This window comes from Brevundimonas sp. (assembly GCF_035627055.1).
Lineage (GTDB): Bacteria > Pseudomonadota > Alphaproteobacteria > Caulobacterales > Caulobacteraceae > Brevundimonas.
Genome location: NZ_DASPMM010000020.1, coordinates 30994 through 54794, shown reverse-complemented (window position 1 = coordinate 54794; position 23801 = coordinate 30994). Strand labels below are relative to the sequence as shown.

Below are 23801 nucleotides of genomic sequence, written 5' to 3'. Positions count from 1 at the left end.
AGTCAAAAAGGGCGGCCCGCCTGTGACGAACCGCCCTGATCACTCACGAAGTCCGACCCGCGCCTAGTACCGGCGCTGGCCATTCTCCCAATAGCATTCGCTCTGACGGCCGTCGTAGCAGTAGTAGTACCGGCCCTGGCTGTCGCGGTAGCGCTGCTGGTTGGCCCGGTCCTGCTGCGAACCGCGGATCGCGCCGGCCGCACCGCCCACGACGGCGCCGATAGCGGCGCCGGTGCCAGCGTTGCCGTCTCCGACGTTGTTGCCGATGATGGCCCCGGCGACGGCGCCGATGCCTGCGCCGATGGCGCCCTGACGCACGGTCTCATTGGTGCCATAGCCGTCGCTGGCGCAGGCGGAAGCCAGCAGGCCCGCGCCGGCGATCGCGATGATTGCCTTTTTCATGGGTATGTCCTTCATCCCTCGGGTTCGCCCCACGGGTGATAATGCTGGATTACCGTGACGGTTCCCCGGCTATGATGATGGTTAAGCCTGTATTAGGCTTTGCAGTACGCCGCGCAGGGGGCGTGGTTGGCCCCGCATGGGGCGAAAGACGGGGGTTTTGGTATGCGTTTTTCTGAACCGGTCCGCATGGCGGATGACGGCGATCACAGTCCCGTGTGGGCGCGCAGCAAGCGCCGGCGGGGCAATCCGTTCATCAGCCTGCTGGTCACGCTGCTGGCGCTGTTCGGCGTCCTGACCGCCGTGCTCGGGATCAAGGAAAAGTCCTTGGCCGAGGGCGGGGCGATGATGGACGGCTGGATCTCCAGCGCCGTCTCCAAGGTCAAGGGCGAGGCCCCGAGGGTCGCCGACCAGGCGGGCGAGGCCGCCGGCGCCGCCGCGACCAAGGCCGGCGACGCGGCCCAGGCGGGCGCCGCCGCCGCGTCCGACGAACTGAAGAAACAATAGTCACGCTGCCGCCGCCCGGCCCGGAACATCGCTCCGGGCGGGGCGTTCGGGCGGCATGAGCGCCATCCTGACTCCGGCGGCCGACCCGTCGACCGCGCCTGAAGCCGCGCCCGCAGAACTGGCGGGGACGCCGGCGGCGGAGTCCTGCGTCCTGACCCGCCATGTCCCGCTGCGACGGGTCATCATGCTGGTCAATCCCCTCTCCGGCAGTGTCGGGCCGGGCGCCTCGGAGGAGGCCGCGGCCCTTCTGGACGGTTATGCCTGCGAGACTTCGGTCGTGACGCTGGAGCCCGGCGAATTCGACGCCCAGATCCAGGCGGCGCTGGACGCCCGGCCCGACCTGCTGATCGTCCTCGCCGGAGACGGCACGGCGGGCAGCATCGCCTCGCGCGCCGGGCCTGGCGGGCCGCTGGTCGCACCGCTGCCAGGCGGCACCATGAACATGCTGCCCCGCGCGCTCTACGGCACGACCGACTGGAAGGCCGCCCTCAAGGTGGCGCTGGAGGAGGGCGCGCCCCAGTGCGTCGCCGGCGGCGAGGTGTCCGACGGCCAGACCACCCAGTCCTTCTATTGCGCCGCCATCTTCGGTTCTCCGGCGCTATGGGCGCCCGCCCGCGAAGCGATGCGGGTCGGCAAGCTGGGCCTGGCCTGGGCCTATGCGCGCCGGGCCCTGAAGCGGGCCTTTTCCGGTCAGATGCGCTTTACGCTCGACGGCCGGCCGCCGCGCCGCGCCGAGGCCCTGGTGCTGATCAGCCCGATGATCTCCCGCGCCATGGACGAGGATACCGGCCTGGAGGCCGCCGCCATGAACCCGGCCGACGCCGGCCAGGCCTTCCGCCTCGCCGCCCACGCCGTGCTCGACGACTGGCGTCAGGATCCGGCCGTGACCACACGGGCCACCCAGAGGGTGGCGATGCGCGCGCGGTCCCGCATCCCCGCGGTGATCGATGGCGAGCCCGTCCTGCTGCGCCACGAAGCCCGGGTCCGCTTCATCCGCGAGGCCTTCCAGGCGCTGGCGCCGATACCGGCGGCGGCGGAGGACAGCGTCTAGTGGGGCGTGTGCTCCAGTTCTCGGATGTCCATTTCGGCCGCGAGCACCGGCGCGCCTGCGCCGCCGCGCTCGAGTTCGCCCACGCCACTCCGGCCGATCTGGTGCTGATCACGGGCGACGTGACCCAGCAGGGCCTGCCCGACGAGTTCGCCGCCGCCGGGGACTGGATCCGGCGCATGCCCGAACCGACCTTCGTCATCGTCGGCAATCACGACGTGCCCTACTGGAGCCTGACGGCGCGCCTGTTCCATCCGTGGCGGGCCTTCGAGCGCGCCATCGGCCATCCGGCCCACGACCACCAATTCCTCAGCCCGGCCCTGATGGTGCGCGGCGTGGTCACGGCCCGCGGCTGGCAGGCCCGGCCCAACTGGTCCAAGGGCGTCATCGACCTGGCCCAGACCCGCAAGGCCGCCGAGGCCCTGCGCCAGGCCCCGGCCGGGGCCCTGCGCATCCTCGCCTGCCACCACCCTCTGGTGGAGATGATCGGCACGCCCATGACCGGCGACGTCAAGCGCGGCGACGAGGCGGCGCTGATCTTCGCCGAGGCGGGCGTCGATCTGATCGCAACCGGCCATGTCCACGTGCCCTTCGCCCTGCCGGTGAACCTCGGCGACAAATGCTCCTACGCCGTCGGCTGCGGGACCCTGTCGCATCGCGAGCGGGGCGCGCCCCCCAGCTTCAACCAGATCGACTGGGACGCGAAGGAGATCGTGGTCACCGCCATCGCCTGGACCGGCGACCGCTTTGAACCGGGCCAGGTCTGGCGCCTGCCGCGCCGGCAGGACACGCGCAAGCGGTCGACCGCGCCCAAACCGAACATCCCCGGCGAACGCGAGCGCACGGCCACCTGACGCTGAAACGAAAAAGGGCCGCGGCGGAACCGCGGCCCTTTTCCTGTGCCGGACGAGGCGGCGCTAGATGCGCGTGCCCCGTCCGCGCATCCCGCCCATCACCAGGGCGATCACGAACAGGATGACGGCGATGATGGCGATGAATTTGGCGATCTCGAACGAGAAGTTGGCGATGCCCCCAAACCCGAGCACCGCCGCGACCAGCGCGACGATCAGAAAGATGATGGCCCAGCGAAACATGAGCGGTGACTCCCGGAAACGTTGATCCAAAGGAGCGGCTCGATACCGCCGCGCCTGTCAGATCAACTCGCCGGACGCGGCCGTGTTCCGCTTCAGCGGCGCCGACGGCCGTGCGACTTCTCGGTGAAGGCGGCCGCGACCATGGTCGCCAGGGCCGGGTTGCGCAGGAATATCCAGCCCCCGGCCAGCGCCGCCGCCGTGCCGAGGATCGGTCGGTTGCGGAACAGCGTATAGGCCCGCTCGCCGAGGCCCATGGGTTCGTCGTCCTCTTCCTCTTCCTCGTGCGCCTCGCGCCGCAGGAAGACCATCACCACCGTCAGCGCCGCCAGGGCGAACAGCAGCATGGTCAGGGCGGCCGCGGCCAACGGCACGAGCACCAGGCACAGGGCGTAGAAGATCGTGGCCCCGAACGCGATCACGGCGACCAGCGCCGCCCCGGCCGCCACGGCGGCCGCGACGGCCTTCTTCGCCATCTTGCGGGCCAGCCCTCCGCCCAGCATCAGCGGCGACGACCGGCGAGCAGGAGACCGAGGACGACGCCGACGCCGAGCGCGATGGCGGTCGACTGCATCGGGCGCTCCTGCACCCGTTCGGTCAGATAGCGCTGGGCCTCGTCGAGGCGCTCCGAGGCCTCGTCATAATACTCCCGGCCACGCACCCGGGCGGTGTCGTAATAGCCGCGGGCGCGTTCACGCAGGACGTCCGACTGTTCACGCAGGCGCGCCTCGGTTTCCGCGGCCTTGGCCCGCAGGCGGGTTTCGGCGGTCGCGGCCTTCTCGCGCAGCCGCGCCTTTTCCTCGGCGCCGAGGGTCTTCAGGTCGTCCTTCAGCGTGTTGATGTCGTTCTTCACGGCTGTCCGTGCTGCCTTGGTCGTGGCCATGTGCGCGCTCCGCTTTGCAAGCTTGACGGTTAGATAGAGAACCCTGAGCCGGAACGCCACTGCGACGTGCGGGTTCCGCAACGCAGCATGACGCGCGCTGGCGAAGCGGCGCTTCCCGGCCTAGACAACGGCGATGACCGACTGGCTGTTCCCGCCCGCCCCGACCGCCTCCCTGCCGATCGTCGGACACGCTGACAGGCTGCCCGTGCGGCGCATCCTGTGCGTCGGCCAGAACTACGCCGCCCACGCCCGCGAAATGGGCCACGAGCGCGCCGAACCCTTCTTCTTCTCCAAGCCCGGCGACGCCCTGGTCACCGACGGCGCCGACCCCCTCTATCCCACCGCCACGGCCGAGCTGCACCACGAGGTCGAACTGGTCTGCGCTATCGGCGAGGACGGCGGGATCGTCGGCTGGGCGGTCGGCTGCGACCTGACCCGCCGCGATCTTCAGGCGGCGGCCAAGGCCAGGGGCCGCCCGTGGGACGCCGCCAAGGGCTTCGATCAGTCGGCCCCCTGCGGCGCCTTGACCCTCGGTCCGCTGCCGGACCCGGCCGCGCCCATCGCCCTGTCGGTCAACGGCGAGACCCGCCAGTCGGGCCGGCTCAACGACATGGTCTGGGCCCCGGACGAGATCCTCGCCAAGGCCCGGACCCTCTGGGACGTCCGCCCCGGCGACCTGATCTTCACCGGCACGCCCGAGGGCGTCGGCCCCCTTCAGCCCGGCGACCGGGTCGAGGCGTCGATCGGCGGACTGGAGCCCCTGACCTTCACCCTGAGGCCGCGATGATCCTGCACGGCTACTGGCGCTCGGGCGCCGCCTACCGCACCCGCATCGCCCTGAACCTCAAGGGGCTGTCTTACGATCAGTCCGGCGTCGACCTGCGCACCGGCGCCCAGCGGTCGGAAGCCTTCGTCGCGCTGAATCCGCAGGGCATGGTCCCCGCCCTGGAAGTGGACGGCGCGGTCCTGACCCAGAGCCCGGCCATCCTCGAATGGCTGGAGGAGGCCCATCCGACGCCGCCCCTGCTGCCCGCCGACCCGGTCGGCCGCGCCCATGTCCGGGCCATGGCGGCCCTGATCGGCTGCGACATCCACCCGCTCAACAATCTCCGCGTCGGCAAGGCCCTGCGCGAGACCTTCGGGGCCGACCAGACCGCCGTCGACGCGTGGGCCGCGCGCTGGATCCTGCCGGGCTTCGAGGCGCTCGAGCGGCTTGTGGTCGCCCACGGCGACGGCTGGTGCTTTGGCGCCTTGCCGACGCTGGCCGACTGCTACCTGATCCCGCAGATCTATTCGGCCCGGCGCTTCAACGTCCCGCTGGACGCCTTCCCCCGCCTGCTGGCCATCGATGTGGCGGCGCGGATCCACCCCGCCTTCGTCGCCGCGCATCCAGACAACCAACCGGACGCGGACTGAGGCCAACCAGCGGCCCGGATGTCCGGTGCGCAGGCGAACACGCGTCCCCCGAAACTCACAGCAACAGCTTTCCCTGAGGGCCCGTTCTACTCCCTGGGGTGTGATCGCCCCCGGCCGTCCCACGGCCGAGCGCTTGGACTTCAAGCTCGTCGAAGTCGAGACGCCGGATTGGTCGCAACCGACCGGTCACGCGTGTTCCGGTGTCCCAAGGCCTTGAACTGCCGCGAGGCATGGGAAAGCGGAAGGGGCGCGAGGGAATGCGGCACCTGATCCGGCCGTTCCAGCCGTCGACGCTCAACGGCCAGGCCGGAAAGCCGCCAATATAGTCCACGTAGGCTTCGTAAGCGTCGGGACGCAGAAACAGCGACACCCCGATGCCCGTGAAGTCGATTTCGCCGCGCATGTAGGTGTCTCGCACCAGCACCTCGGCGACCTTCAGCGTCCCCAGCGAGGTCCCGCTGTCGCGTCGGGCAACGTGGAGGAACTTGTCCTGCATCGTCCCGGCGTTGTCGTAGGGCGTCGTCGTCGGCCGGGGCGGCCGCCCGAAGAGAACGTCGTCCGGCGCGTTGGAGAAGCCGATGTCGACGATGTCGCCGTATCGGTGACCGACGACCAACCCCGACGAGTCTGGGTCGGCTTCGGGGGAGAGATGGCTGATCACGACGAGTGATGACATGACGCGACGACCCAACGGCTCCCGAAGTTGAGTCCTCGCATTTCAGGCTTTCGTCGACGTTAAGCGGCTACGAGAGCGCACTTGCCAGCGTCCTGTTGCTGGCGCCCTGCCAAGGTTCGTCAATGACCCTTTGCCGAACCGCGCTGATCGGCTGACGCCGGATTCACGCCCTATCCCAGGAACCGCTCCACCGCCGCGAGAAACCGGCTCGGCTGGTCGATCATCACCATATGCTCGGCCCCCTCGATCCGCTCGAAGGTCGCCGGGCCGGGCAGGTTGGCGTAGGCCCCGCGGAACAGGCTGTCGGTGCGGCTGCGCGGCGAGGTCTCATCGGGGCTCCAGCCATAGACCACCGTCACCGGGGCGGTGATGTCCGGCAGCCGGTGGCGCAGGTCGACGGTCATGACCTCGTAGAGGGCTTGGGCCAGAACCCGGCGGTCGCCGCCCTGCCAGCCCATCGAGCCGAACACCGCATCGGCCGCTCCGCCCAGTTCGAGACCCAGCGCGCGGCCGCGCTCGCGCAGTCCCTGATCGCCGAGGAACTGCACGGCCTGGTAGGCGACCTGCGCGATCGGCTCCACGTCGCCGACCGTTGCGCCGGGGCTGATCAGGGCCGGGAAGAAGGGCGAGGCGTCCACCGTCATCAGCCGATCGACCCGGCCCGGCGCGTCAGCGGCGAGGCGCAGCGCGATCTGGCCGCCCATGGAATGGCCGATGACGGCCGGACGCTCCAGGCCCGCCTCGGCGATGTAGCGGCGCAGCTCGCCGGCCACCGCCCCCATGATCGCACCTTCGGCGTTGGCCGCCGCCGGAAGGTCGCCGAAGCCTCGCACGGACACCAGATGCAGCCGCCGGTCCGGCAGGCGGGCCGCCGTGCGGCTCCAGACCGCCGAGGTCGAGGCGAGGCCGGGGATCAGGATCATGTCCGGCCCGCTCCCGCGCGTCTCGACCGTGATCCGCCGCGACTGGAAGGCGGCCCGCGCCCACGCCGGCGCGCCGGCGGCGCAGAGACCGGCGGCGGCGATCAGGCCCTTGAGGATGTTTCGTCTTTGTTCCATCGCCTCGTCGGTCTAGGCTGGCTCCCTAAACACGAGGGAGGTTCAGATGATCCCGCCGTCCGACGACGAAATCGTCTTCTACACCAACCCCATGTCGCGCGGCCGGATCGCGCGCTGGATGCTGGAGGAGGTCGGCCGTCCGTACCGCACCGTGGTGCTCGATTTTGGCACGACTATGAAGGCGCCCGACTATCTGACGATCAATCCGATGGGCAAGGTCCCGGCCGTGACCTGGCGCGGCGTGGCGGTCACCGAATGCGCCGCGATCTGCGCCTGGCTGGCCGACGCCTGTCCCGAGGCGGGCCTCGCCCCCGCCCTCGACGACCCGGCGCGCGGGACGTACCTGCGCTGGCTGTTCTTCACCGCCGGACCAGTCGAGGCGGCGGTCACCGCCAAGGCCCTGAACCTGCTGGCGCCCGCCGAAAAGGCCGGCATGGCCGGCTACGGCAGCTTCGAACAGGTGGTCGACGCCCTGGAAGGCGCGGTGTCCGGCGGGCCGTGGATTCTCGGCGACCGCTTCTCGGCCGCGGACGTCTATGTCGGCAGCCAGATCATGTGGGGCCTGCAGTTCAAGACCCTGCCCGAGCGCGACGCCTTCAAGGCCTATGCGGAACGGCTGTCAGGCCGTGAGGCGGCCGTCCGGGCGCGCGGCATCGACGACGCCCTGATCGCGGCGGCGCAGGCGGGCGGCTGAGAGGGAAGATCAGCCCTGGGCGGGACGCAGGCCGCCGCCCAGGCTGGCGCGCTGGACCTCGGGACGGCGCTCGCCGCCGGCCGCGATGATGCGGTCGATGCGGGCCTTCTCGGCGCGGAAGGCGGCCAGATCGGCCCCCGCCAGGATGGTGCCTTCCGTGGTGCGCACGCCCGCGGGATTGATCCGCCGGCCGCCGCGCCAGATTTCATAGTGCAGGTGCGGACCGGTCGAGGCGCCGGTCGAGCCGACGAAGGCGACGACCTGGCCCTGACGGACCCGCTGGCCGGCGCGCATGCCCGAGGCGTAGCGCGACAGGTGACCGTAGCCGGTCTCCAGGCCGTTCGAATGGCGGATGCGCAGCCAGTTGCCGTAGCCGCCCCAGCGCCGCGCCTCGACCACCACGCCGTCGGCCGGGGCCACGACCGGCGTGCCGGTGCCGGCGGCGAAGTCGATGCCCTGGTGCATCCGGCGATAGCCGGCGATCGGGTGACGGCGGAAGCCGAAGCTCGAGGAGATGCGGGAGAAGCGCTCCAGCGGCGTGCGCATGAAGGCCGAGCGGGTGTTCTTGCCGGTGGCGTCGAAATACTGGGCTTCCTTCGCGCCCGCCGGCTGGAAGCGGTAGAAGGCCACGCCCTTCAGTTCGGCGTACAGCAGGCCGTCGGTGCCGATCGTGCGGCCGTTCTCGGTCACCGTGCGGCCGTAGACATAGGTGAACTCGTCCGAGGCGCGGATGTCGCGATCCATGTCGAACTTGTGCGAGAACAGCTGACCGGCCTTGCGGCGAACCGCGGCCGGGGCGCCCTCGCGCTGGGCCGAGGCCGACAGCGAGCCGTCCACCTTGCCCTTCAGGACGACGATCTCGTGGGTGACCTTCTCTTCGAGCGCGCGCAGGCGCAGGGCGCCGTCGAAGGTGCGCGACACCGTCACCTGGCTGGCGGGGCCGGTGCGCATGGTCAGGCCGATCAGGCGCGGATCGCCCCGGCCGCCGCGCGGCTTGGCGATGGCGGTCTCGAAGCGGAGACCGGCGCGGATCTCGCTCATGTCCATGGCGTTGGACAGGGTGGCGGCGATGGCCGAGGCTTCCTCGGGCGCGATGCCCGTGCGGCGAACGGCTTCCTCGAAGGTCTCGCCACGGCGAATCTGGACGGGGATCGCCTCGGGGGCGGTCAGGCCGGCGGGGGTGCCCGCGGCGGCGAAGGCCCGGGCCTCGATGAGGGCCAGCTGGGCGGGAGTCAGGGCGGGAGCTTCTTCAGCCCGGGCGGGCTGGTAAACACGTCCGGCAAGAAGGGCCACCGAGAGCGCTGCGACCGCCGTGAGAGCATGAGGCGCGAGACGCATCGGTTGGCGACGTGGATCGAACTGAGCCATCGGTCCCCGAAAACTGCGACGCCGACCGGCGCCCAAGCTACTGAACAAGCAAGGATCGCGCCTGAAGAGGCCCCCGACGCGAGACAGGCCCTATAACCCGTCAGTCCCATCATGGGAAGTCAGTTCGTTACAGACCATTAACCGGGACCGTTACCAGCGGTAAAGCCTGCGTGATGGATCAGCTTATCGCCGGGAGCGAACAGTGTATTGACGACGTTTGGCCACGGTATTCGGGGTCAACTCGCCGCACGGTCCTGATATCGTCATCACTGCACTCAAAGTGGCGGATGCGCCACTCTACTGTGTTCCCTCAGTCACGGCCGCTGTGCTGTTCCAGGAGTCCGGTTTGTTCATCGTCCAGATCAACGCATGAGCGAGGCCGCCGCGCCCGCCACACCGCCGCCGAGCGCTGCCGGACGCAGGAGTCGCACCGGGCGGCGCCTGCTGCTGGCCGCCGGCGTGCTGGTCTGCGTTCTGCTGGTGCTGGCGGGCCTGCTCTATCTCAACCGCCGCGCCGCCACCCGCCAGGTGCTGATCGGCTGGCTTGAGCGTCAGGGCATCCCCGCCGACGTGGACATCGAGCGGGTCGAACTCGACGGCATCGTGGCGAGCGTCCGCATCGGCGACCCTCGCAATCCTGATGTTGTGGTGGAGCGGGTCGAGGTCGATTACGCCATCGGCTCGCCGTGGTCGAAGGCCGGCCTCGGGATCACCCCCAGCCGCATCCGGCTGGTCAGGCCCGTGCTGCGCGCCTCGTTCCGGGACGGCAAGCTGTCGCTCGGCTCGCTCGACCCGCTGGTCGAGCGGTTCACGGGCCGGCCGCCCCGTCCCGACGCGCGTGGGCCGCTGGTGCTGGTGGAGCAGGGCCGGGTCCGGCTCGACACCGAATACGGCCCGGTCGGCATTCTCGGCGACGCCCGCATCGACGACGGCAAGCTGATCCGGCTCAGCGCCCGCATGCCCGCCGCCGACCTGAAGAGCGGCGACATCGAGGCCCGCGCCCTCGCCGCCACCCTCAGCGTCGAGACCACCGGCGACCGCGCGGCGGTGCGGGCCACGGCCGCCGCCGACCTGGCGGCCCTGCCGGGCTTCACCGGCGTCGGGACCCGGATCACCCTGACCGGCGACCTGCCCTATCCCGATCTGAAACAGCGCCGGGGCGACGGCCGGGCGCAGCTGGCGGTCGGGCTGGTCGCCGCCCGCCTCACCGCCGGGGACATCGTGGCCCGCCAGGCCGTCGCCGACCTCGATTTCGACGGCCAGACCGCGGGCTGGCTCGAGACCTTCCGCGTCGAGGGCGCGGCCGACGCCGACCTCCGCGCCTCCCGCATCGAGGGCTCCGGGCTGGACGCCTCGGCCGCCGTCCTGCGCTGGACCCGCGCGGGGGCCGTGATCGCGCGCACCGACGCCGGACTGGGCTGGCGCATCGACGGCCCGGCCGGGGCCTCCGCCGCCCGCGCCTCCGGGGCGGGACTGGAGGGCTCCGGCGTGGCGCTGACCTCCCGCCGCCTCACCGTCGGCGGCCGCGACGCCGCCTTCGAGGTGAGCGGCCCGCTCGGCCTGGCCGCCGACCGGCTGGGCTGGGGCGAGCTGTCGCTGGCGGAAGCCCGCGGCGCCGCTGACCTCGAGCTCGTCGCCGACGCCGGCCTGCGCCTGCGCGTCGACGGCGGCCTGCGCGCGAGCCGCGGAGCGTGGCCGCTGTTCGGCCCGACGGCGCGCGACGACGGCCCTGATCTGGCCGAGATGAAGCGGGCCCTGTCCGCCTTCGCGGTCGATATTCCCGCCTTCACCGTCGTCTCGGGCGGCGGCGGAACCCGGGTGACGCTCGACCGGCCCGCGACCCTGCGGCCCGCCAACGGCGGCGTCCTCACCCTTCGATCCGCCGCCAGCCCGATCTTCGCCGCTGCGTCCGGCCAGCTCGGCGGCGGCGCCCTGTCCCTGACCGCCACGCGCGGCAAGGGCCTGCCCGAGGCGAGCTTCGCCATCCCGGCCTGGCGTCTGACGCCAGACGGCTTCACCGCAGACCTTGAGGGCCGCGCCGCCCTCGACTTCGAACTGGCGCGGGGGATCACGCTGGACACCCGCGGGCGTCTGACCTCGTCGAACGGCCGCGTGACCTACGTCGCCGCCGGCTGCATCCCGCTGAGCGTCGAGCGGCTGGAGCTGGGCGAGAACGACGTCGTCGGCCTGTCGGGCCGCGCCTGTCCCGGCGCCCGCCCGCTGGTCAGCATCGCCGACGGGCGCTGGCGGGCCGACGGTGCCCTCGCGGGCGTGGTGGCCTCCGCCCCCTTCCTCGCCCTGCGGTTCCGCGACGCCGACGGGACCTTCGCCGCCACCGGCGGCCCGGCCGGCCTCGGTCTGGAGACGCGGATCGACCGCGCCACGGTCGAGGACGCCACCACCCCGCTGCGCTTCCACCCGCTGCAGGCGACCGGCTCGGCCCGGCTGGCGGACGAGGACTGGACCGGCGCTTTCGACCTGTCGCGGGAGGGCGTGACGCTCGGCCGCCTCGAACTCGCCCACGACGGCGGCTCGGGGGCCGGCGGCCTGACCATCGACGCCCCCTCCGTCGTCTTCGCCGAGGGCGGCCTGCAGCCGTCAGACCTCACCCCCCTCGTCGCCGGCTTCGTCGGCTCGCCCGCGACCGGCTCGGTGGCCTTCCAGGGCCGCATAGACTGGCTGGCCGAGGCCGAGGGCTCCAGCTCCGGCCGGCTGACCATCCCGAACCTCGATTTCGTCAGCCCGGCCGGCCCGGTTAAGGGCCTGAAGGGCGCCATCGACTTCACCAGCCTGGCCCCGCTCGTCACCGCCCCTGGCCAGCGCCTGACCGCCGACGTTCTGGAGTCCGTCGCGCCTCTCACCGAGGTCGCGGTGACCTTCGGCCTCGACAAGTCGGCGGTGACCGTCGAGGGCGCCGATCTCAAGGTCGCCGGCGGAGTCATCCGCGTCGAGCCCTTCGCCTTCCCGCTGGGTCCCGGCCAGCCGTTCAGCGGCGTCATCGTGCTGGAGAACGTCCAGCTCGGCGAGGTGATCGCCGGCTCCGGCTTCGGCGACAAGGTGGCGCTGGACGCCGTCGTCTCCGGCCGCCTGCCCTTCACCTCGGAGCCGGGCGCCGGCATCCGCATCGCCGGCGGGACCCTCGCCGCCGTCCAGCCGGGCCGGCTGTCCATCCAGCGCGAGGCGCTCAGCGGCCTCGACGCCGACGGCGGCGGCGAGGCCGTGCCCCCCGGAACCGTCCAGGATCTCGCCTACCAGGCCATGGAGAACCTGTCGTTCGACATCCTCTCGGCCGAGGTCAACAGCCTCGACGAGGGCCGCATCGGCGTGCTGTTCCACATCCGCGGCCGCCACGATCCGCCGGTGCATCAGGAACTGCGCATCGGCATCGCCGAGTTCATCAGCCGCGAGTTCCTCAACCGTCCGCTGCCCCTGCCGTCGGGAACCGGCATCGATCTGACCCTCGACACCACCCTCAACCTCAACCAGCTGATCGGCGACCTGCTCGAGCTGAACCGGGCCCGCGCCGGCGAACCCTCGGCCCCACCGGTTCCGGCGCCCTGATCTCGCCGGCTTGGCCGTTCAGAACCCGTTCACCCTGTCCGGCGTTAGATCGCCACGGATCAAACCGGAGACCCTGCCCATGACCCGGACGCGCGCACGTCTCGCCCTGATCGGCTTCATCGCCGCCGTCGGCGCGGGCGCCTGCACGCCCACGGTCCGGCTCCAGGTCGATCCGATCCAGATTTACGCCAAGCTCGACGCTGACGTCCGTGTCCGCCTCGACAAGGAGCTTCAGGACCTCCTCGTCGAGAACCCGAACCTGTTCTGATGCGAAAGCCGCCCGCCATGATCTCCTTCCGCAAGCTCTTCGTCGTCGCCGCCGCTGTCGCCGCCCTCGGCGTGGCCGCCGGCGCCGCCTTCGCGCAGACCGCGCAGCAGAAGGCGATGATCGACGCCGCCAAGGCGCAGGGAACCGTCGGCGAACAGTCGGACGGCTATCTCGGCTTCCGCGTCCCCTCTTCCGATCCCGCCCTGACCCAGGCCGTGACGGTGACCAACACCGCCCGCCGCGAAGGCTATGCCCGCAGCGCCCAGGCGGCCGGCGACGGCGCCACGGCCGAGGCGGCCGGCGTCCGCGCCTTCCAGACCATCGTCATGCCCCGCATCCAGAGCGGCCAGTGGTACCGCAACGCCCAGGGCCAGTGGGTCCAGCGCTAGGCGTCGGCGGAGCCTTTACCCTTCCGCCGGGTTTCACCTGCGGCCGGTCCTTTCCGGCCGTCACGGTAAAGCCGATGCGAACCGCCTCAGAATGTCTGGCCATGGCCGCGCGAATGGACGGGTACGCCGCGCGCGATCCCAACCAGCGCCTGCGCGCCGAATGGCTCAGCCTGGCGACGTACTGGCGCGGTCTCGCCCATCAGGCGGACCGGCAGGACAGCTACACCACCCGGGCCTCCTGAGTCGGATTCCCGACTTATTTTCCGAATGCCGCCGGTTGTGGCATGGATATTTCGCTGGCCGTCTTTCACGCGCCCGCGCCGGACTGCCCTCCCATCATGCCCACCACGATCCCCGCGATCGAGGATGCCCAGACGCTCGCGCAGGCGATCGTCGACACCATCCATGAGCCGCTGATCGTGCTGGACGGTGGCCTGCGCGTCCTCGCCGCCAGCCGCGCCTTCTACGAGATATTCCGGGTCGATCTCGAGCACACCATGGGCTGCCGGCTCTATGACCTGGGCGACGGTCAGTGGAACATCCCGGCCCTGCGCCTGCTCCTCGAGACCATTATCCCCGAGAAGACCGCCATGGACGGGTTCGAGGTCGATCACGACTTCCCCGGCGTCGGACGCCGCACCATGCTGCTCAACGCCCGCAAGGTGATCTACGAGACCAGCGAGAACAGCACCATCCTGCTAGCCTTCACCGACGTCACCGCGCGGCGGGCCGTCGAGCGCGACCGGGCCAACCTGCTCGAGCACACCGAGGAGCTTCTGCGCCAGAAGCAGGTGCTGCTCCAGGAGATGCAGCATCGCGTGGCCAACAGTCTGCAGATCATCGCCAGCATCCTGCTGATCAAGGCCCGCGCCGTGACCTCCGAGGAAACCCGCCTGCATCTTCGGGACGCCCATCAGCGCGTCCTCTCCGTCGCCGAAGTCCAGGCCCATCTCCACGCCTCGGGCGACCTCGACCAGATCGAGGTCGGGCCCTACCTCGCCAAGCTGTGCGCCAGCCTCGCCGCCTCGATGATCGGCGACAGCCACCCGATCGCTCTCGAGGTAGAGGCGGACGACGGCTGGATCGGTTCGGACAAGGCCGTGAGCATGGGGCTGATCGTCACGGAACTGGTCATCAACGCCATCAAATACGCCTTCCCGTCCGGCCGGGCGGGCGCGCGGATCCTGGTCACCTATCGCGGCGAGGGCGCGGGCTGGCTGCTGGTCGTCCACGACAACGGCCTCGGTTCGGCGCCCTTCGTCACTCCGGCTCACGGCGGTCTCGGCACGGCCATCGTCGAGGCGCTGGTCAGACAGCTGGACGCGCGAATGCAGATCGAAACCTCGGAGGGCATGACCGTCTCCATCCGGCACAGGGCCGCCGGCTGACGCAGACGGCCCCCGCAGCCGCCTCCGTAGTTTCCCGAGGGTGCCCCCGTCGTGCCGACGGCCTACGAAGTCCCATGACCCGTTTTCGCATCTTTCTCATCGCCGTCGGCGTCGCCGTCGGTTCGGTCGTCGGCATCAGCCTCGCCTGGAACGCGATCGGCGGCGGTCCGATGCCGATCCATGGCCTCGTCGCCCTGTCGCTGGGCGTCTCCGGCACCATCGCCCTGGCCTGGGTCCTGATGGGCCTGGCCTTCCGCAGCGACCGCGAGGGCTGGGACGAACGCGCCGACCGCTCCGGCGGCGCCGACATCGAGCGCCCGGACAAGCCCTGAGTCGGGCCTTGAGCCGGACGGCCGGGCGGGCGATAGGTCGCCCATGACCGACACGCCCGCTTCCGTGATCACCTACGCCGGCTATCTGGCCCTCGACGAACTGCTCTCGGCCCAGCATCCGATCTCGTCCGAGCACGACGAGATGCTGTTCGTGATCATCCACCAGACCAAGGAGCTGTGGCTCAAGCAGATCCTGCACGAGGTGGCGCTGGCCCAGGGCCTCGTGCGCGCCGGCGATCTGGTCCCCGCCTACAAGAGCCTCGCCCGCGTCAGCCGCATCCAGGCGGTGATGACCATGAGCTGGGACATCCTGGCCACCATGACCCCGGCCGAATACCTGCGCTTCCGCGGCGTGCTCGGCTCCTCCTCCGGCTTCCAGAGCGATCAGTTCCGCCGCTTCGAATACATGCTTGGCCTGAAGGATGACCGCTTCCTGCGCTTCCACGAGGAGCGGCCTGAGGCCCATGCCGCGCTGAAGGCCGCGCTGGAGGCGCCCAGCCTCTACGACGACGCCCTGGCCCAGCTGGCCGCCGCCGGCCTGCCGGTGCCGGCCGAGGTGCTGAACCGCGATGTCAGCAAGCCCTGGGAGCCGTCCGAAGGCGTCGAAGCGGCCTGGCTCGAGGTCTATCGCGACACCGCCCGCTGGTGGCCCTTCTACCAGCTGGCCGAGAAGCTGGTCGATCTGGACGACGCCCTGCTGACCTGGCGCCACAAGCACGTGGTCACGGTCGAGCGCATCATCGGCCGCCGCCGTGGAACGGGCGGCACCGAGGGGGTTTCCTACCTCACCGAGACCCTGCAGCGCCGCTGCTTCCCCGAGCTGTGGTCGCTGCGCACCAAACTCTGAAGGAGCGGAGCATGCGCACCGTCCTGTTGGCCGCCGCCCTGCTGGGCCTCGCCGCCTGCGGTCGTGAAGAGGCGCCGACCGCCCCGGTCGAGCCCGCGCCGATCCCGTCGAAGCCGCCGCTGGTCCAGCCGCCCGAAACGCCCGCCGCCACGCCCGGCCGCCTGACTCTCGTCGACGGATTGGGCGCGCCCGTCCTGCACCTGTCCTGCGACGACCGGGCAGAGGCCCTGATCATCCATGTGCCCGGCTTCGAACCTATCGGCAGCGAGGATCGGCTGACGCTGGGGGTCGGGGACGAGGCCTTCGCCTTCGTCGCCGACCTTCAGGCGTCCGGCCCCGGGGTCACCGCCGGCGGCGCGGCGGAGGCGGATTTGTTCGCCCGGATGAGGCGTGGCGAACCCGTCCGCGCCGTCTACGGCGCCCAGTCCGTCGGCCCCGCCCGCGCCTCCAGTCCCGAGGCGCTGCGTGACTTCCTCGTCCGGTGCGGCGGGCCGCAGGAGCCCTGAAAAGGCAACCAATGCCGCCACGGTGAGGTTTATGCCGGGTAACCCGCGGGAATCCCGTCATGTCCAACCCCAATCGCCACGACATCCACGTCCTCAACAGCCTGATCCAGACCACCATCGACAGCGCCGACGGCTATCGCGTCGCCTCGACCGAGGCCGAGGACCCCGGCCATCGCGACCTGTTCGGACGCCGCAGCTTCGAACGCCGCCAGGTCGCGGAGGATCTGCAATCCACGGTCCGCGCGCTCGGCGGCGACCCCGCCGCTGAAGGCTCCGTCCTCGCCAAGGCGCAGCGCGCCTTCGCCGACGTCAAACACGCCCTGATGCGCGACGACACCGGCATGATCGGCGCCGTCGAGATCGCCGAGGACGCCGTGAGGACCCAGTTCGAACGGGCGCTGGAGGACAGCCACATCTCGGCCACCACGCGAGACACCATCCGCCGCGCCTTCTCGCGGGTGGCCGACGGCCGCGACCAGGTGCACGAGCTCCGCCACAGCCTCGAGGGCCAGCGCGACGCGGGCAACCGGCTGTACCCGCACTAGGAGCGGAAACGAAAAAGGCCCCGGTCTGCACCGGGGCCTTCGTCATGTCAGGATCGTGAAGCGGCTCAGGCTTCGGTGTCGACCGCCGGGGTTTCGGCCTTGCCGGTCTCCGGCACCACCACGCCCTTGGGCGCGCGGACGGTCTGCTTTTCGGCGATCCGGGCCGACTTGCCGCGGCGATCGCGCAGGTAATAGAGCTTGGCGCGCCGCACGACGCCGCGGCGCTTGACCTCGATGGAGTCGATGTTCGGCGACAGGATCGGGAAGACCCGTTCCACGCCCTCGCCGAACGAAATCTTCCGCACGGTGAAATTCTCGTTCACGCCGCCGCCGGCGCGGGCGATGCAGACGCCCTCGAAGGCCTGGATGCGTTCGCGCTCGCCTTCCTTGATCTTGACCATGACCCGCAGCGTGTCGCCGGGCTGGAAGTTCGGGATGTCGCGCTTGGCGATCAGGCGGGCTTTTTCTTCGGCTGCGATCGTCTGCAGGATGTTCATGTCATTCTCCTCGAGCTTTTGCGCTCTTTACCTGTGATTTGGCGGGCTCTTGGCCCGCATGGGTCGTCTTTTGCAGGTGCGCCGCCCAGAGGTCTGGCCGCCGTTCCCGCGTCGTCTTCTCCCGCTGCTCTTCGCGCCATTGTGCGACCTTCTTGTGGTCGCCCGACAGAAGCACGTCGGGAATCTCCAGCCCCTCGAACGTCCGCGGTCGCGTGTACTGCGGATGCTCCAGAAGGCCGTCCTCGAAGCTCTCCGAACTCAGGCTTTCGGCCTGGCCCAGCACCCCGGGGATCAATCGAACGCACGCCTCGATCACCACCATCGCCGCCGCCTCGCCGCCGGCGAGCACCGCGTCTCCGACGGAGACCTCCTCGAACCCGCGCGCGTCGAGCACGCGCTGATCCACCCCTTCGAACCGGCCGCACAGCACCGTGATGCCGTCGGCCTTGGCCCATTCCTTGACGCGCGCCTGGGTCAGGGGCCGACCCCGGGCGCTCATGTACAAAAGCGGCCGCGCCGGTCCGGATACGCTGTCCAGCGCCCTCGCAACCACGTCCGCCTTGAGCACGGCTCCCGGTCCGCCACCCGCGGGGGTGTCGTCCAGGAAGCCGCGCCTATCCTCGCTGAAGCCCCGAATGTCAAGGGTTTCGAGGCTCCACAGCCCCCGCTCGCGCCACGCCGAGCCGATCAGCGAGACGCCGAGCGGCCCCGGAAAGGCTTCCGGAAACATGGTCAGGACGGTGGCGGTGAAGGGCATGGCGGGGCGCTCTTACAGCAATCTCCGGCGGGCCGCGAGCAACCCGCCGTTCACGCCCGCCCTTGACGGCCGGCGCCCGGGTCCGCCAGCGTGGCCGGATGACCTCGCAATTTCCGTCTCGCCTCTCCTTCGCCCTGCTCGGGGCGTGCGCCGTTGTGGGTTGCGCCACCCTTCCCGCCGCACCGACTGTCGAAACGGTGAAGATGCGGACGGAGGGACAGCCGCCCGGGGAGGTCTCGCTGTTCGCCGGCAGCTATGACGAAGCGTCGCTCTTCTCTCTCGCCATCGGTTTCAAGCCCGAGGGGAAAGATCTGGGGCCCCCGCGCTGGATGGGCTGGACGGTGAAATTCGGCGACTACTGCCGGGACCGCCCCAGTTGGGTCCAGTCCGTGGTGAACGGCCCGTCCGGACAGGTCTGGCGCGGCTATCGCGTGAGCGTGCCCGCCGGCCGCATCCGCGCCCAGGACTGGTCGAGCGGAGCAGACGCGGCCAGCGGACCGGGCGCCGTCCCGACGCCGGGGCTGTTGGACGCCGTCGCCGCGGGGGGCCGCTTCACCTTCGCGCTCGAGGACGACGAGGGCCAGCGCTGGAACGAGGTGGTCGTCGACACGCTCGACCCGGCGGAGCGGGAGAAACTGTTCAGGGCCGCGCCCCCGCCGCCGGCGCCTGTCCCCGGACAAGGAATGCTGGTCGTCCGCGAGTTGCCTCGGCCTACGGCCCAGCCGCAGGCCTGCGGCGCCTGACCCTCGTCCGACCGCCCTACTCGGGCGTCTCCAGCCACGCGTCCACTTGATCCTCCAGCACATCCAGCGGCACCGACCCCGACCCCAGCACCACCGCGTGGAAGTCCCGGATGTCGAACCGCTCGCCCAGCGCCGCCTGCGCCCGCTGGCGCAGCTCCATGATCTTCAGTTCGCCGATCTTGTAGCTGGTCGCCTGCCCGGGGCTGGTGATGTAGCGCTCCACCTCCTTGACGACGTCGCGCTCGCTCAGCAGTGAGTTCTGGCGGAAATAATCGATCGCCTGCTCGCGGCTCCACCGCTTCGAATGTAGCCCGGTGTCCGTGACCAGCCGCACCGCCCGCCACAGCTCGGTCGAAAGCCGGCCGAAGTCCGAATAGGGGTCCTGGTAGAAGCCCATCTCCTTGCCCAGCCGCTCGGCGTACAGCCCCCAGCCCTCGGCATAGGCGCCGTAGCCGCCGAACCGCCGGAACGACGGCAGTCCCTGCATCTCCTGCGCATAGGCGATCTGGAAATGGTGCCCCGGCGCGCCCTCGTGATAGCTGATGCCCTCGATCTGGGGCTTCAGCACCTGGGTCATGTCCGACAGGTTGACGTAGTAGATGCCTGGCCGCGACCCGTCCGGCGCCGGGGCGTTGTAGAAGGCCACCGAGGCCGTCGACTCGCGCCACGCCTCCACCGCCCGCACCTCCAGCGCCGCCTCCGGCAGGTCGCTGAACCACTGCGGGGCCGCCGCCATCACCTGCGCGATGAAGGCGCGGCTGTCGGTCAGATACTGCTCCTTGCCCTCCGGCGTGTTCGGATACTGGAAGCGCGGATCCGTCTTCAGGTAGGCGAACATCTCCTGCAGAGAGCCCTCGAACCCGACCTGGTCCATGATCGCCTGCATCTCGCCCTGCAGCCGCGCCACCTCGCTGAGGCCGATCTGGTGGATCTGGTCCGCGGTCAGGTCGGTGGTGGTCGAGAGCCGCAGGCGGGCGTTGTAGTAGTCCTCGCCCTGCGGCAGCCGCCACACGCCGCCGTCGCGATCCGGCATCGCCGCCGCCTGCGCCTGCACCTCGCCCAGCGCCGCCAGCACATGCTCATAGCCGCGCTTCCACTCGCCCGTCAGCGCCGTCCGGCCGTCGGCCAGCAACCGGTCCTTCTCCGCCTGCTCCACATCCAGCGCCGCCACCTTCTTCTGGAAGTCGGCCCAGACCGGATTGTCCGCCCCGCCGTCGAAGGGCGCCCCGGTGATGATGTTGCGGGTGTTGGCGATCGACGGCTCGAATACGAAATTGGGCGAGATCACCCCCGCCGCCGCGCGCTGGCGCAGCTCGTCCGCAATCTCCTGCATGACCCGCTCGGCGTCCTTCAGCCGCGACACATAGGCCTCGGCGTCGGCGACGCTGTCGACCCGGTGGTTGTTGATCATGAACACCGGCAGCCCCGTGGTCGGATTGCCGTTCGCCGCGAACTGGTAGCCCCAGTCGCGCCAGCGGTTCGACAGCCGCGCCTGCTCGACCCCGTATTCGAACAGCCGCCACGACATCCGGCTCTCGTCGCTCAGGGTCTGCGGATTGAACTGGTCGTTCAGCTCCCGCACCTGCCGCTCCATCAGCGCCAGCCCGCGCTCGGCCGCCGCGTCCGTCGTATCGTCCAGCCTGCCGTAGTCGCGCTTGATCCCGAGCGCCGTCATCGTCTGCGGCGACAGGGCGATCCGCTCCTGGAACGCCTGTTCGAAGAAGGCCGCCAGCCGCGCGTCCTCGCTCTGCGCGACCGCCGCCGGCGCGCCGACGTCCTGCGCCAGAACCGCGACAGGCGCGCCGGCCAGCATGGCGACGGCGCAGACGGTGGAGACGAGCAGACGACGCATGGAAACCCTCCCGGAAAATCAGCCCGGGACCATCACCGCAGGAATGACGGGTGGCAAGCCGCGCGAGTCAGCGTTTCCGCTTGGCCGCGATGTGCGCGCTCTCGGCCTTCAGCGGTTTCGACACCGGACAGACCTCCTGCGCATAGGCGTTCAGCGTATTGGCCAGGTGGTCGGGCACCAGGCTGTAGTGCACGTACTGGCCGCGCTTCTCGCTGGTCACCAGCCCGGCGTTCTCCAGCACGGTCAGATGCTGCGACACCGCCGGCTTGGAGATTTCGAACCGCGCCGCGATCTCCCCCGCGGTCATGTCCGCGTGGGCCAGATAGGCGAGGATCTTGCGCCGCACGGTGGACGACAGGGCTTCGAAGACGCGTTGCATGCCCCGACATTTAAGCGATTTGCGAACCACTTGCCAGCCGCTCATTTCAGTGATTAAGTTATGGCTTAAATACTAAAGAGCCTTCCGATGCCTGATCCGGATGACCCCTGCGCCGTCAACAGCCTCATCGAGACCCCCGGCTGCAGTCCCGTCGAAGGCCGGGTCGTCTGGGACCCGGCGCACTCGCTGTGGAACGGCGCCATGCTGACGGCGGCGCTCAGTCTCGGCCCCCTGACCTTCAGCCCCGCGGCCGTCGTCGTCTTCGCCCTCACCACCGGCGCGTCGCTGCTGCTCGGCCATTCGGTGGGCTTTCATCGCCGGCTGATCCACGGCAGCTTCAAATGCCCGCTGTGGCTTGAGCACATGCTGGTCTGGACCGGGACCGCCGTCGGCATGAGCGGCCCATTCTGGATGATCCGCACCCACGACCTGCGCGACTGGGCCCAGCGTCAAGCGGACTGCCACGACTACCTTGCCCACCGTCGCCCTATGCTCGTCGACGCCGTCTGGCAGATGCATGGCCGCCTCGAACTGGCCCGTCCGCCCGCTTTCGACCTGGGCCGCATCGGCCGCGACCGCTTCTATCGCTTCCTCGAACGCACCTGGATGCTGCAGCAGCTTCCCATGGCGGCCGTCCTCTGGCTGGCCGGCGGCTGGGGTTTCGTCGTGTGGGGCGTCTGCGTGCGCGTCGCGGCCTCGGTCACCGGCCACTGGTTCGTCGGCCACCTCGCCCACCGGCGCGGCCCGCAGACCTGGCGGGTCAGGGCCGCCGGCGTTCAGGCCCACGACGTGCCCTGGGCGGCGATCCCGACCATGGGCGAGGCCTGGCACAACAATCACCATGCCTATCCGGGCTCGGCCCGCATCGGCCTCTACCCCGGCCAGAGCGACTGGGGCTTCCGCTTCATCCAGCTGCTCGAACGGCTCGGACTTGCGTGGGACGTGCGGACGCCCGAGGAGATGCCTGGCCGGACACGGGCGCTTGAAACCGTGGAGGCAATTCAATGACCCTCGATCGAGGGCGGGCCGCGAAGGCCTGCTTTCCAGCTGCGGGAACGGGCGGGGCGATTTGCGGCCTCCAGTTCCTTGCGATCACCGGAGGCTTCACCGGAACAAACGCCTCGCTCGCGTCGGTACTGACCTGGGGGCTCATCGTGTTTTGGGTCAGTTGGCTGGTCGCGTCCGTCGCCTTCCTGATCGGCCTGCACGCCGTCGGTATTTCCTCCGTGGCCCTCCTTGAGCGTCGACGGCAGGCGACCCCCCTCACCGTTGCGATTCAAGGCTCATTGCTGTCGGGGGCCGTGGCTGGGACGTTCGGAGCAATTGCGGGCGGCGCCTATGGCGCGACGACCTCAGCCACCTTCCTGCTGCTTCCCGGCGCGTCCGCCGGCCTGGTCTTCCACCTGGCGGCTTCGCAGAGGGGCGCAAGCCGCCCCTAGAACTCCCGCCAGCTGTCGCCGGGGTCCCGTTCGCCGGGGTCGATGCTCTGCTGGCCCCAGGCGACGATCATCAGAAGCTTGTGGCTGCGGATGCGGAACTCGCCGGTCATCGGCAGGATCGCGCCCAGCGGGGCGCCGGTCTTGGGCTCGTAGAGGAAGCCGGAGAACTCGGCCACGCCGACGCGATCGCGGCGGCTGTAGACCGACAGTTCGGGCACCGAGACGACGTTGAAGCTGTCGTTGATCGGGATCCGCATCTCCGGCACGCCGAACACCCGGCGCATCTGCTCCAGCGACAGGGCCCCGGCGCGCAGCTCCAGCACGGCCTCGGCCGCGGCCTTGGACGGGGCCAGCGCATAGCCCGCCTCCGACAGGGCGCCGCGCACCGCGCTGACCGCATAGGGGGCGCTCTCGGCGCGGAAATAGGCGTCGTCGACAAACACCCGCGTGCCCTGGGGAATGGGCAGGGTCAGGCCCTCGACCGCGCGATCGGCGGCGCGGGCCACCAGCAGCTGCTCGGTCGCGGTGCGCGACGGATAGGTCTCCGAGGTCGAGGCGCAGGCCGCGAGGGTCAGGCTCGCCAGGGCGAGGGCGACGAAGGGGCGAATGTTCAGCTTACCAGCTCCCGGTGTTGGGCATGGAGGCCCACGGCTCGGCGGGCGGCAGCCGCTCGCCCTCCTGCAACAGTTCGATCGAAATGCCGTCCGGCGATCGTACAAAGGCCATGTGGCCGTCGCGCGGCGGGCGGTTGATCGTCACGCCGCCGTCCATCAGCCGTTGGCAGACGGCGTAGATGTCGTCGACGCGGTAGGCCAGATGGCCGAAATTGCGTCCGCCGCCGTACGGCTCCGGGTCCCAGTTGAAGGTCAGCTCGACCTCGGGCGACCGTTCGGCTTCCGAGCGCGCGCGGTCCTTCGGCGCGGCGAGAAAGACGAGGGTGTAGCGGCCCGCCTCGTTCTCCATCCGGCGCACCTCCTCCAGGCCCAGCAGGTCGCAATAGAAGCGCAGCGAGGCGGCGAGGTCCGTCACGCGGACCATGGTGTGCAGATAGCGCATGGTCGTCCGGTCCTGGGGAGAGGCGGGAGGCGGCCTCTATAGCGGCCGATGGCCGCGACCGCGACTCACGCCCTGTTTCGACAGGTGCGCCGCCGTTCGCGG

At 70.4% G+C, this 23801-nt stretch carries 32 protein-coding genes; 19 read left to right on the top strand and 13 right to left on the bottom strand.

Annotated elements, in window-relative coordinates; translation table 11 throughout:
• Positions 1–63: 63 nt before the first annotated feature.
• Entirely contained in the window at positions 64–402 is a 339-nt protein-coding gene (locus VEA98_RS10535) for a YMGG-like glycine zipper-containing protein (RefSeq protein WP_324813943.1), read from the bottom strand.
• 162 nt (positions 403–564) lie between these two features.
• Here VEA98_RS10535 and VEA98_RS10530 point away from each other — a divergent pair, with 162 nt between their 5' ends.
• From VEA98_RS10530 to VEA98_RS10520, 3 genes are read left to right on the top strand one after another with little or no spacing between them, the layout of a single operon-like run.
• Complete coding sequence (locus VEA98_RS10530; RefSeq protein WP_324813942.1) at positions 565–906, top strand: hypothetical protein; 342 nt, start codon at positions 565–567, stop codon at positions 904–906.
• Positions 907–961: 55 nt separating this feature from the next.
• Positions 962–1957 carry a diacylglycerol/lipid kinase family protein gene (locus VEA98_RS10525; protein WP_324813940.1) on the top strand — a complete coding sequence of 332 codons (996 nt, stop codon included), beginning with the start codon at positions 962–964 and terminating at the stop codon, positions 1955–1957.
• Positions 1958–1965: 8 nt separating this feature from the next.
• Positions 1966–2808 (top strand): metallophosphoesterase, encoded by an 843-nt coding sequence (locus VEA98_RS10520; RefSeq protein ID WP_324813938.1) that lies wholly within the window; start codon positions 1966–1968, stop codon positions 2806–2808.
• Positions 2809–2871: 63 nt separating this feature from the next.
• On the opposite strand, the gene VEA98_RS10515 is transcribed toward VEA98_RS10520, so the two are convergent.
• The 3 genes from VEA98_RS10515 to VEA98_RS10505 form a co-directional block, all read right to left on the bottom strand.
• Positions 2872–3048: a DUF1328 domain-containing protein gene (locus tag VEA98_RS10515; protein ID WP_324813935.1), complete on the bottom strand. Its 177-nt coding sequence runs from the start codon at positions 3046–3048 to the stop codon at positions 2872–2874.
• Between the two features lie 92 nt (positions 3049–3140).
• On the bottom strand, positions 3141–3548 hold the full coding sequence (locus VEA98_RS10510; RefSeq protein ID WP_324813933.1) for a hypothetical protein: 408 nt from the start codon (positions 3546–3548) through the stop codon (positions 3141–3143).
• Complete coding sequence (locus VEA98_RS10505) at positions 3548–3928, bottom strand: glycine zipper domain-containing protein (RefSeq protein WP_324813930.1); 381 nt, start codon at positions 3926–3928, stop codon at positions 3548–3550. Before VEA98_RS10505 ends, VEA98_RS10510 begins: the two co-directional genes overlap by 1 nt.
• A 133-nt stretch (positions 3929–4061) precedes the next feature.
• On the opposite strand from VEA98_RS10505, the gene VEA98_RS10500 reads away from it, so the two are divergent.
• On the top strand, positions 4062–4715 hold the full coding sequence (locus VEA98_RS10500) for a fumarylacetoacetate hydrolase family protein (protein WP_324813927.1): 654 nt from the start codon (positions 4062–4064) through the stop codon (positions 4713–4715).
• A complete protein-coding gene (gene maiA / locus VEA98_RS10495; protein WP_324813925.1) occupies positions 4712–5344 on the top strand; it encodes a maleylacetoacetate isomerase in 633 nt (210 codons plus the stop codon). Before VEA98_RS10500 ends, maiA begins: the two co-directional genes overlap by 4 nt.
• A gap of 55 nt (positions 5345–5399) precedes the next feature.
• Here the strand turns inward: maiA and VEA98_RS10490 are convergent, their stop codons facing one another.
• Together VEA98_RS10490 and VEA98_RS10485 are read right to left on the bottom strand one after the other, a co-directional pair.
• Entirely contained in the window at positions 5400–6020 is a 621-nt protein-coding gene (locus VEA98_RS10490; protein ID WP_324813922.1) for a hypothetical protein, read from the bottom strand.
• A gap of 170 nt (positions 6021–6190) precedes the next feature.
• Positions 6191–7078 carry an alpha/beta hydrolase gene (locus VEA98_RS10485; RefSeq protein ID WP_324813920.1) on the bottom strand — a complete coding sequence of 296 codons (888 nt, stop codon included), beginning with the start codon at positions 7076–7078 and terminating at the stop codon, positions 6191–6193.
• A gap of 46 nt (positions 7079–7124) precedes the next feature.
• Between VEA98_RS10485 and VEA98_RS10480 the strand changes: the two genes are divergently transcribed.
• Complete coding sequence (locus tag VEA98_RS10480) at positions 7125–7772, top strand: glutathione S-transferase family protein (protein ID WP_324813918.1); 648 nt, start codon at positions 7125–7127, stop codon at positions 7770–7772.
• A 9-nt stretch (positions 7773–7781) separates the two neighbouring features.
• Here the strand turns inward: VEA98_RS10480 and VEA98_RS10475 are convergent, their stop codons facing one another.
• Complete coding sequence (locus VEA98_RS10475; RefSeq protein ID WP_324813914.1) at positions 7782–9065, bottom strand: M23 family metallopeptidase; 1284 nt, start codon at positions 9063–9065, stop codon at positions 7782–7784.
• 292 nt (positions 9066–9357) lie between these two features.
• Here VEA98_RS10475 and VEA98_RS10470 point away from each other — a divergent pair, with 292 nt between their 5' ends.
• From VEA98_RS10470 to VEA98_RS10425, 10 genes are all read left to right on the top strand, one after another.
• On the top strand, positions 9358–9513 hold the full coding sequence (locus VEA98_RS10470) for a hypothetical protein (RefSeq protein ID WP_324813912.1): 156 nt from the start codon (positions 9358–9360) through the stop codon (positions 9511–9513).
• On the top strand, positions 9510–12701 hold the full coding sequence (locus VEA98_RS10465) for an intermembrane phospholipid transport protein YdbH family protein (RefSeq protein ID WP_324813910.1): 3192 nt from the start codon (positions 9510–9512) through the stop codon (positions 12699–12701). Before VEA98_RS10470 ends, VEA98_RS10465 begins: the two co-directional genes overlap by 4 nt.
• 79 nt (positions 12702–12780) lie before the next feature.
• A complete protein-coding gene (locus tag VEA98_RS10460) occupies positions 12781–12969 on the top strand; it encodes a YnbE family lipoprotein (RefSeq protein WP_324813908.1) in 189 nt (62 codons plus the stop codon).
• The gene (locus VEA98_RS10455) at positions 12969–13358 is read left to right on the top strand and encodes a YdbL family protein (protein WP_324813906.1); all 390 of its coding nucleotides are present in this window, start codon (positions 12969–12971) and stop codon (positions 13356–13358) included. The genes VEA98_RS10460 and VEA98_RS10455 overlap by 1 nt, the downstream gene beginning before the upstream one ends.
• Before the next feature lie 101 nt (positions 13359–13459).
• On the top strand, positions 13460–13600 hold the full coding sequence (locus VEA98_RS10450; protein ID WP_324813904.1) for a hypothetical protein: 141 nt from the start codon (positions 13460–13462) through the stop codon (positions 13598–13600).
• Positions 13601–13696: 96 nt separating this feature from the next.
• Complete coding sequence (locus tag VEA98_RS10445; protein ID WP_324813902.1) at positions 13697–14746, top strand: sensor histidine kinase; 1050 nt, start codon at positions 13697–13699, stop codon at positions 14744–14746.
• 74 nt (positions 14747–14820) lie between these two features.
• The gene (locus tag VEA98_RS10440) at positions 14821–15078 is read left to right on the top strand and encodes a hypothetical protein (RefSeq protein WP_324813900.1); all 258 of its coding nucleotides are present in this window, start codon (positions 14821–14823) and stop codon (positions 15076–15078) included.
• Positions 15079–15121: 43 nt separating this feature from the next.
• Entirely contained in the window at positions 15122–15925 is an 804-nt protein-coding gene (locus VEA98_RS10435; RefSeq protein ID WP_324813898.1) for a tryptophan 2,3-dioxygenase, read from the top strand.
• 11 nt (positions 15926–15936) lie between these two features.
• On the top strand, positions 15937–16431 hold the full coding sequence (locus VEA98_RS10430; RefSeq protein ID WP_324813895.1) for a hypothetical protein: 495 nt from the start codon (positions 15937–15939) through the stop codon (positions 16429–16431).
• A gap of 59 nt (positions 16432–16490) precedes the next feature.
• The gene (locus VEA98_RS10425) at positions 16491–16976 is read left to right on the top strand and encodes a PA2169 family four-helix-bundle protein (RefSeq protein ID WP_324813892.1); all 486 of its coding nucleotides are present in this window, start codon (positions 16491–16493) and stop codon (positions 16974–16976) included.
• Between the two features lie 65 nt (positions 16977–17041).
• Here VEA98_RS10425 and rplS read toward each other — a convergent pair whose 3' ends face one another.
• Complete coding sequence (rplS, locus tag VEA98_RS10420) at positions 17042–17473, bottom strand: 50S ribosomal protein L19 (protein WP_324813890.1); 432 nt, start codon at positions 17471–17473, stop codon at positions 17042–17044.
• Position 17474: 1 nt separating this feature from the next.
• A complete protein-coding gene (trmD, locus tag VEA98_RS10415) occupies positions 17475–18230 on the bottom strand; it encodes a tRNA (guanosine(37)-N1)-methyltransferase TrmD (protein ID WP_324813888.1) in 756 nt (251 codons plus the stop codon).
• Positions 18231–18328: 98 nt separating this feature from the next.
• Between trmD and VEA98_RS10410 the strand changes: the two genes are divergently transcribed.
• Entirely contained in the window at positions 18329–18973 is a 645-nt protein-coding gene (locus VEA98_RS10410) for a hypothetical protein (protein WP_324813885.1), read from the top strand.
• 16 nt (positions 18974–18989) lie between these two features.
• On the opposite strand, the gene VEA98_RS10405 is transcribed toward VEA98_RS10410, so the two are convergent.
• Together VEA98_RS10405 and VEA98_RS10400 are read right to left on the bottom strand one after the other, a co-directional pair.
• Positions 18990–20825 carry a DUF885 domain-containing protein gene (locus VEA98_RS10405; protein ID WP_324813882.1) on the bottom strand — a complete coding sequence of 612 codons (1836 nt, stop codon included), beginning with the start codon at positions 20823–20825 and terminating at the stop codon, positions 18990–18992.
• A 67-nt stretch (positions 20826–20892) separates the two neighbouring features.
• A complete protein-coding gene (locus tag VEA98_RS10400; RefSeq protein WP_324813879.1) occupies positions 20893–21204 on the bottom strand; it encodes a metalloregulator ArsR/SmtB family transcription factor in 312 nt (103 codons plus the stop codon).
• Between the two features lie 87 nt (positions 21205–21291).
• Here VEA98_RS10400 and VEA98_RS10395 point away from each other — a divergent pair, with 87 nt between their 5' ends.
• Entirely contained in the window at positions 21292–22212 is a 921-nt protein-coding gene (locus VEA98_RS10395) for an acyl-CoA desaturase (protein WP_324813877.1), read from the top strand.
• Positions 22209–22643, top strand: coding sequence for a hypothetical protein (locus VEA98_RS10390; protein ID WP_324813875.1), 435 nt, complete (start codon positions 22209–22211; stop codon positions 22641–22643). Before VEA98_RS10395 ends, VEA98_RS10390 begins: the two co-directional genes overlap by 4 nt.
• On the opposite strand, the gene VEA98_RS10385 is transcribed toward VEA98_RS10390, so the two are convergent.
• Both VEA98_RS10385 and VEA98_RS10380 read right to left on the bottom strand, forming a co-directional pair.
• Positions 22640–23218, bottom strand: coding sequence for a DUF6655 family protein (locus VEA98_RS10385; RefSeq protein ID WP_324813959.1), 579 nt, complete (start codon positions 23216–23218; stop codon positions 22640–22642). The two genes, VEA98_RS10390 and VEA98_RS10385, sit on opposite strands and share 4 nt — an antisense overlap.
• A 40-nt stretch (positions 23219–23258) precedes the next feature.
• Positions 23259–23699, bottom strand: a complete 441-nt coding sequence (locus VEA98_RS10380) for a VOC family protein (protein ID WP_324813873.1) — start codon at positions 23697–23699, stop codon at positions 23259–23261.
• Positions 23700–23801 lie beyond the last annotated feature (102 nt).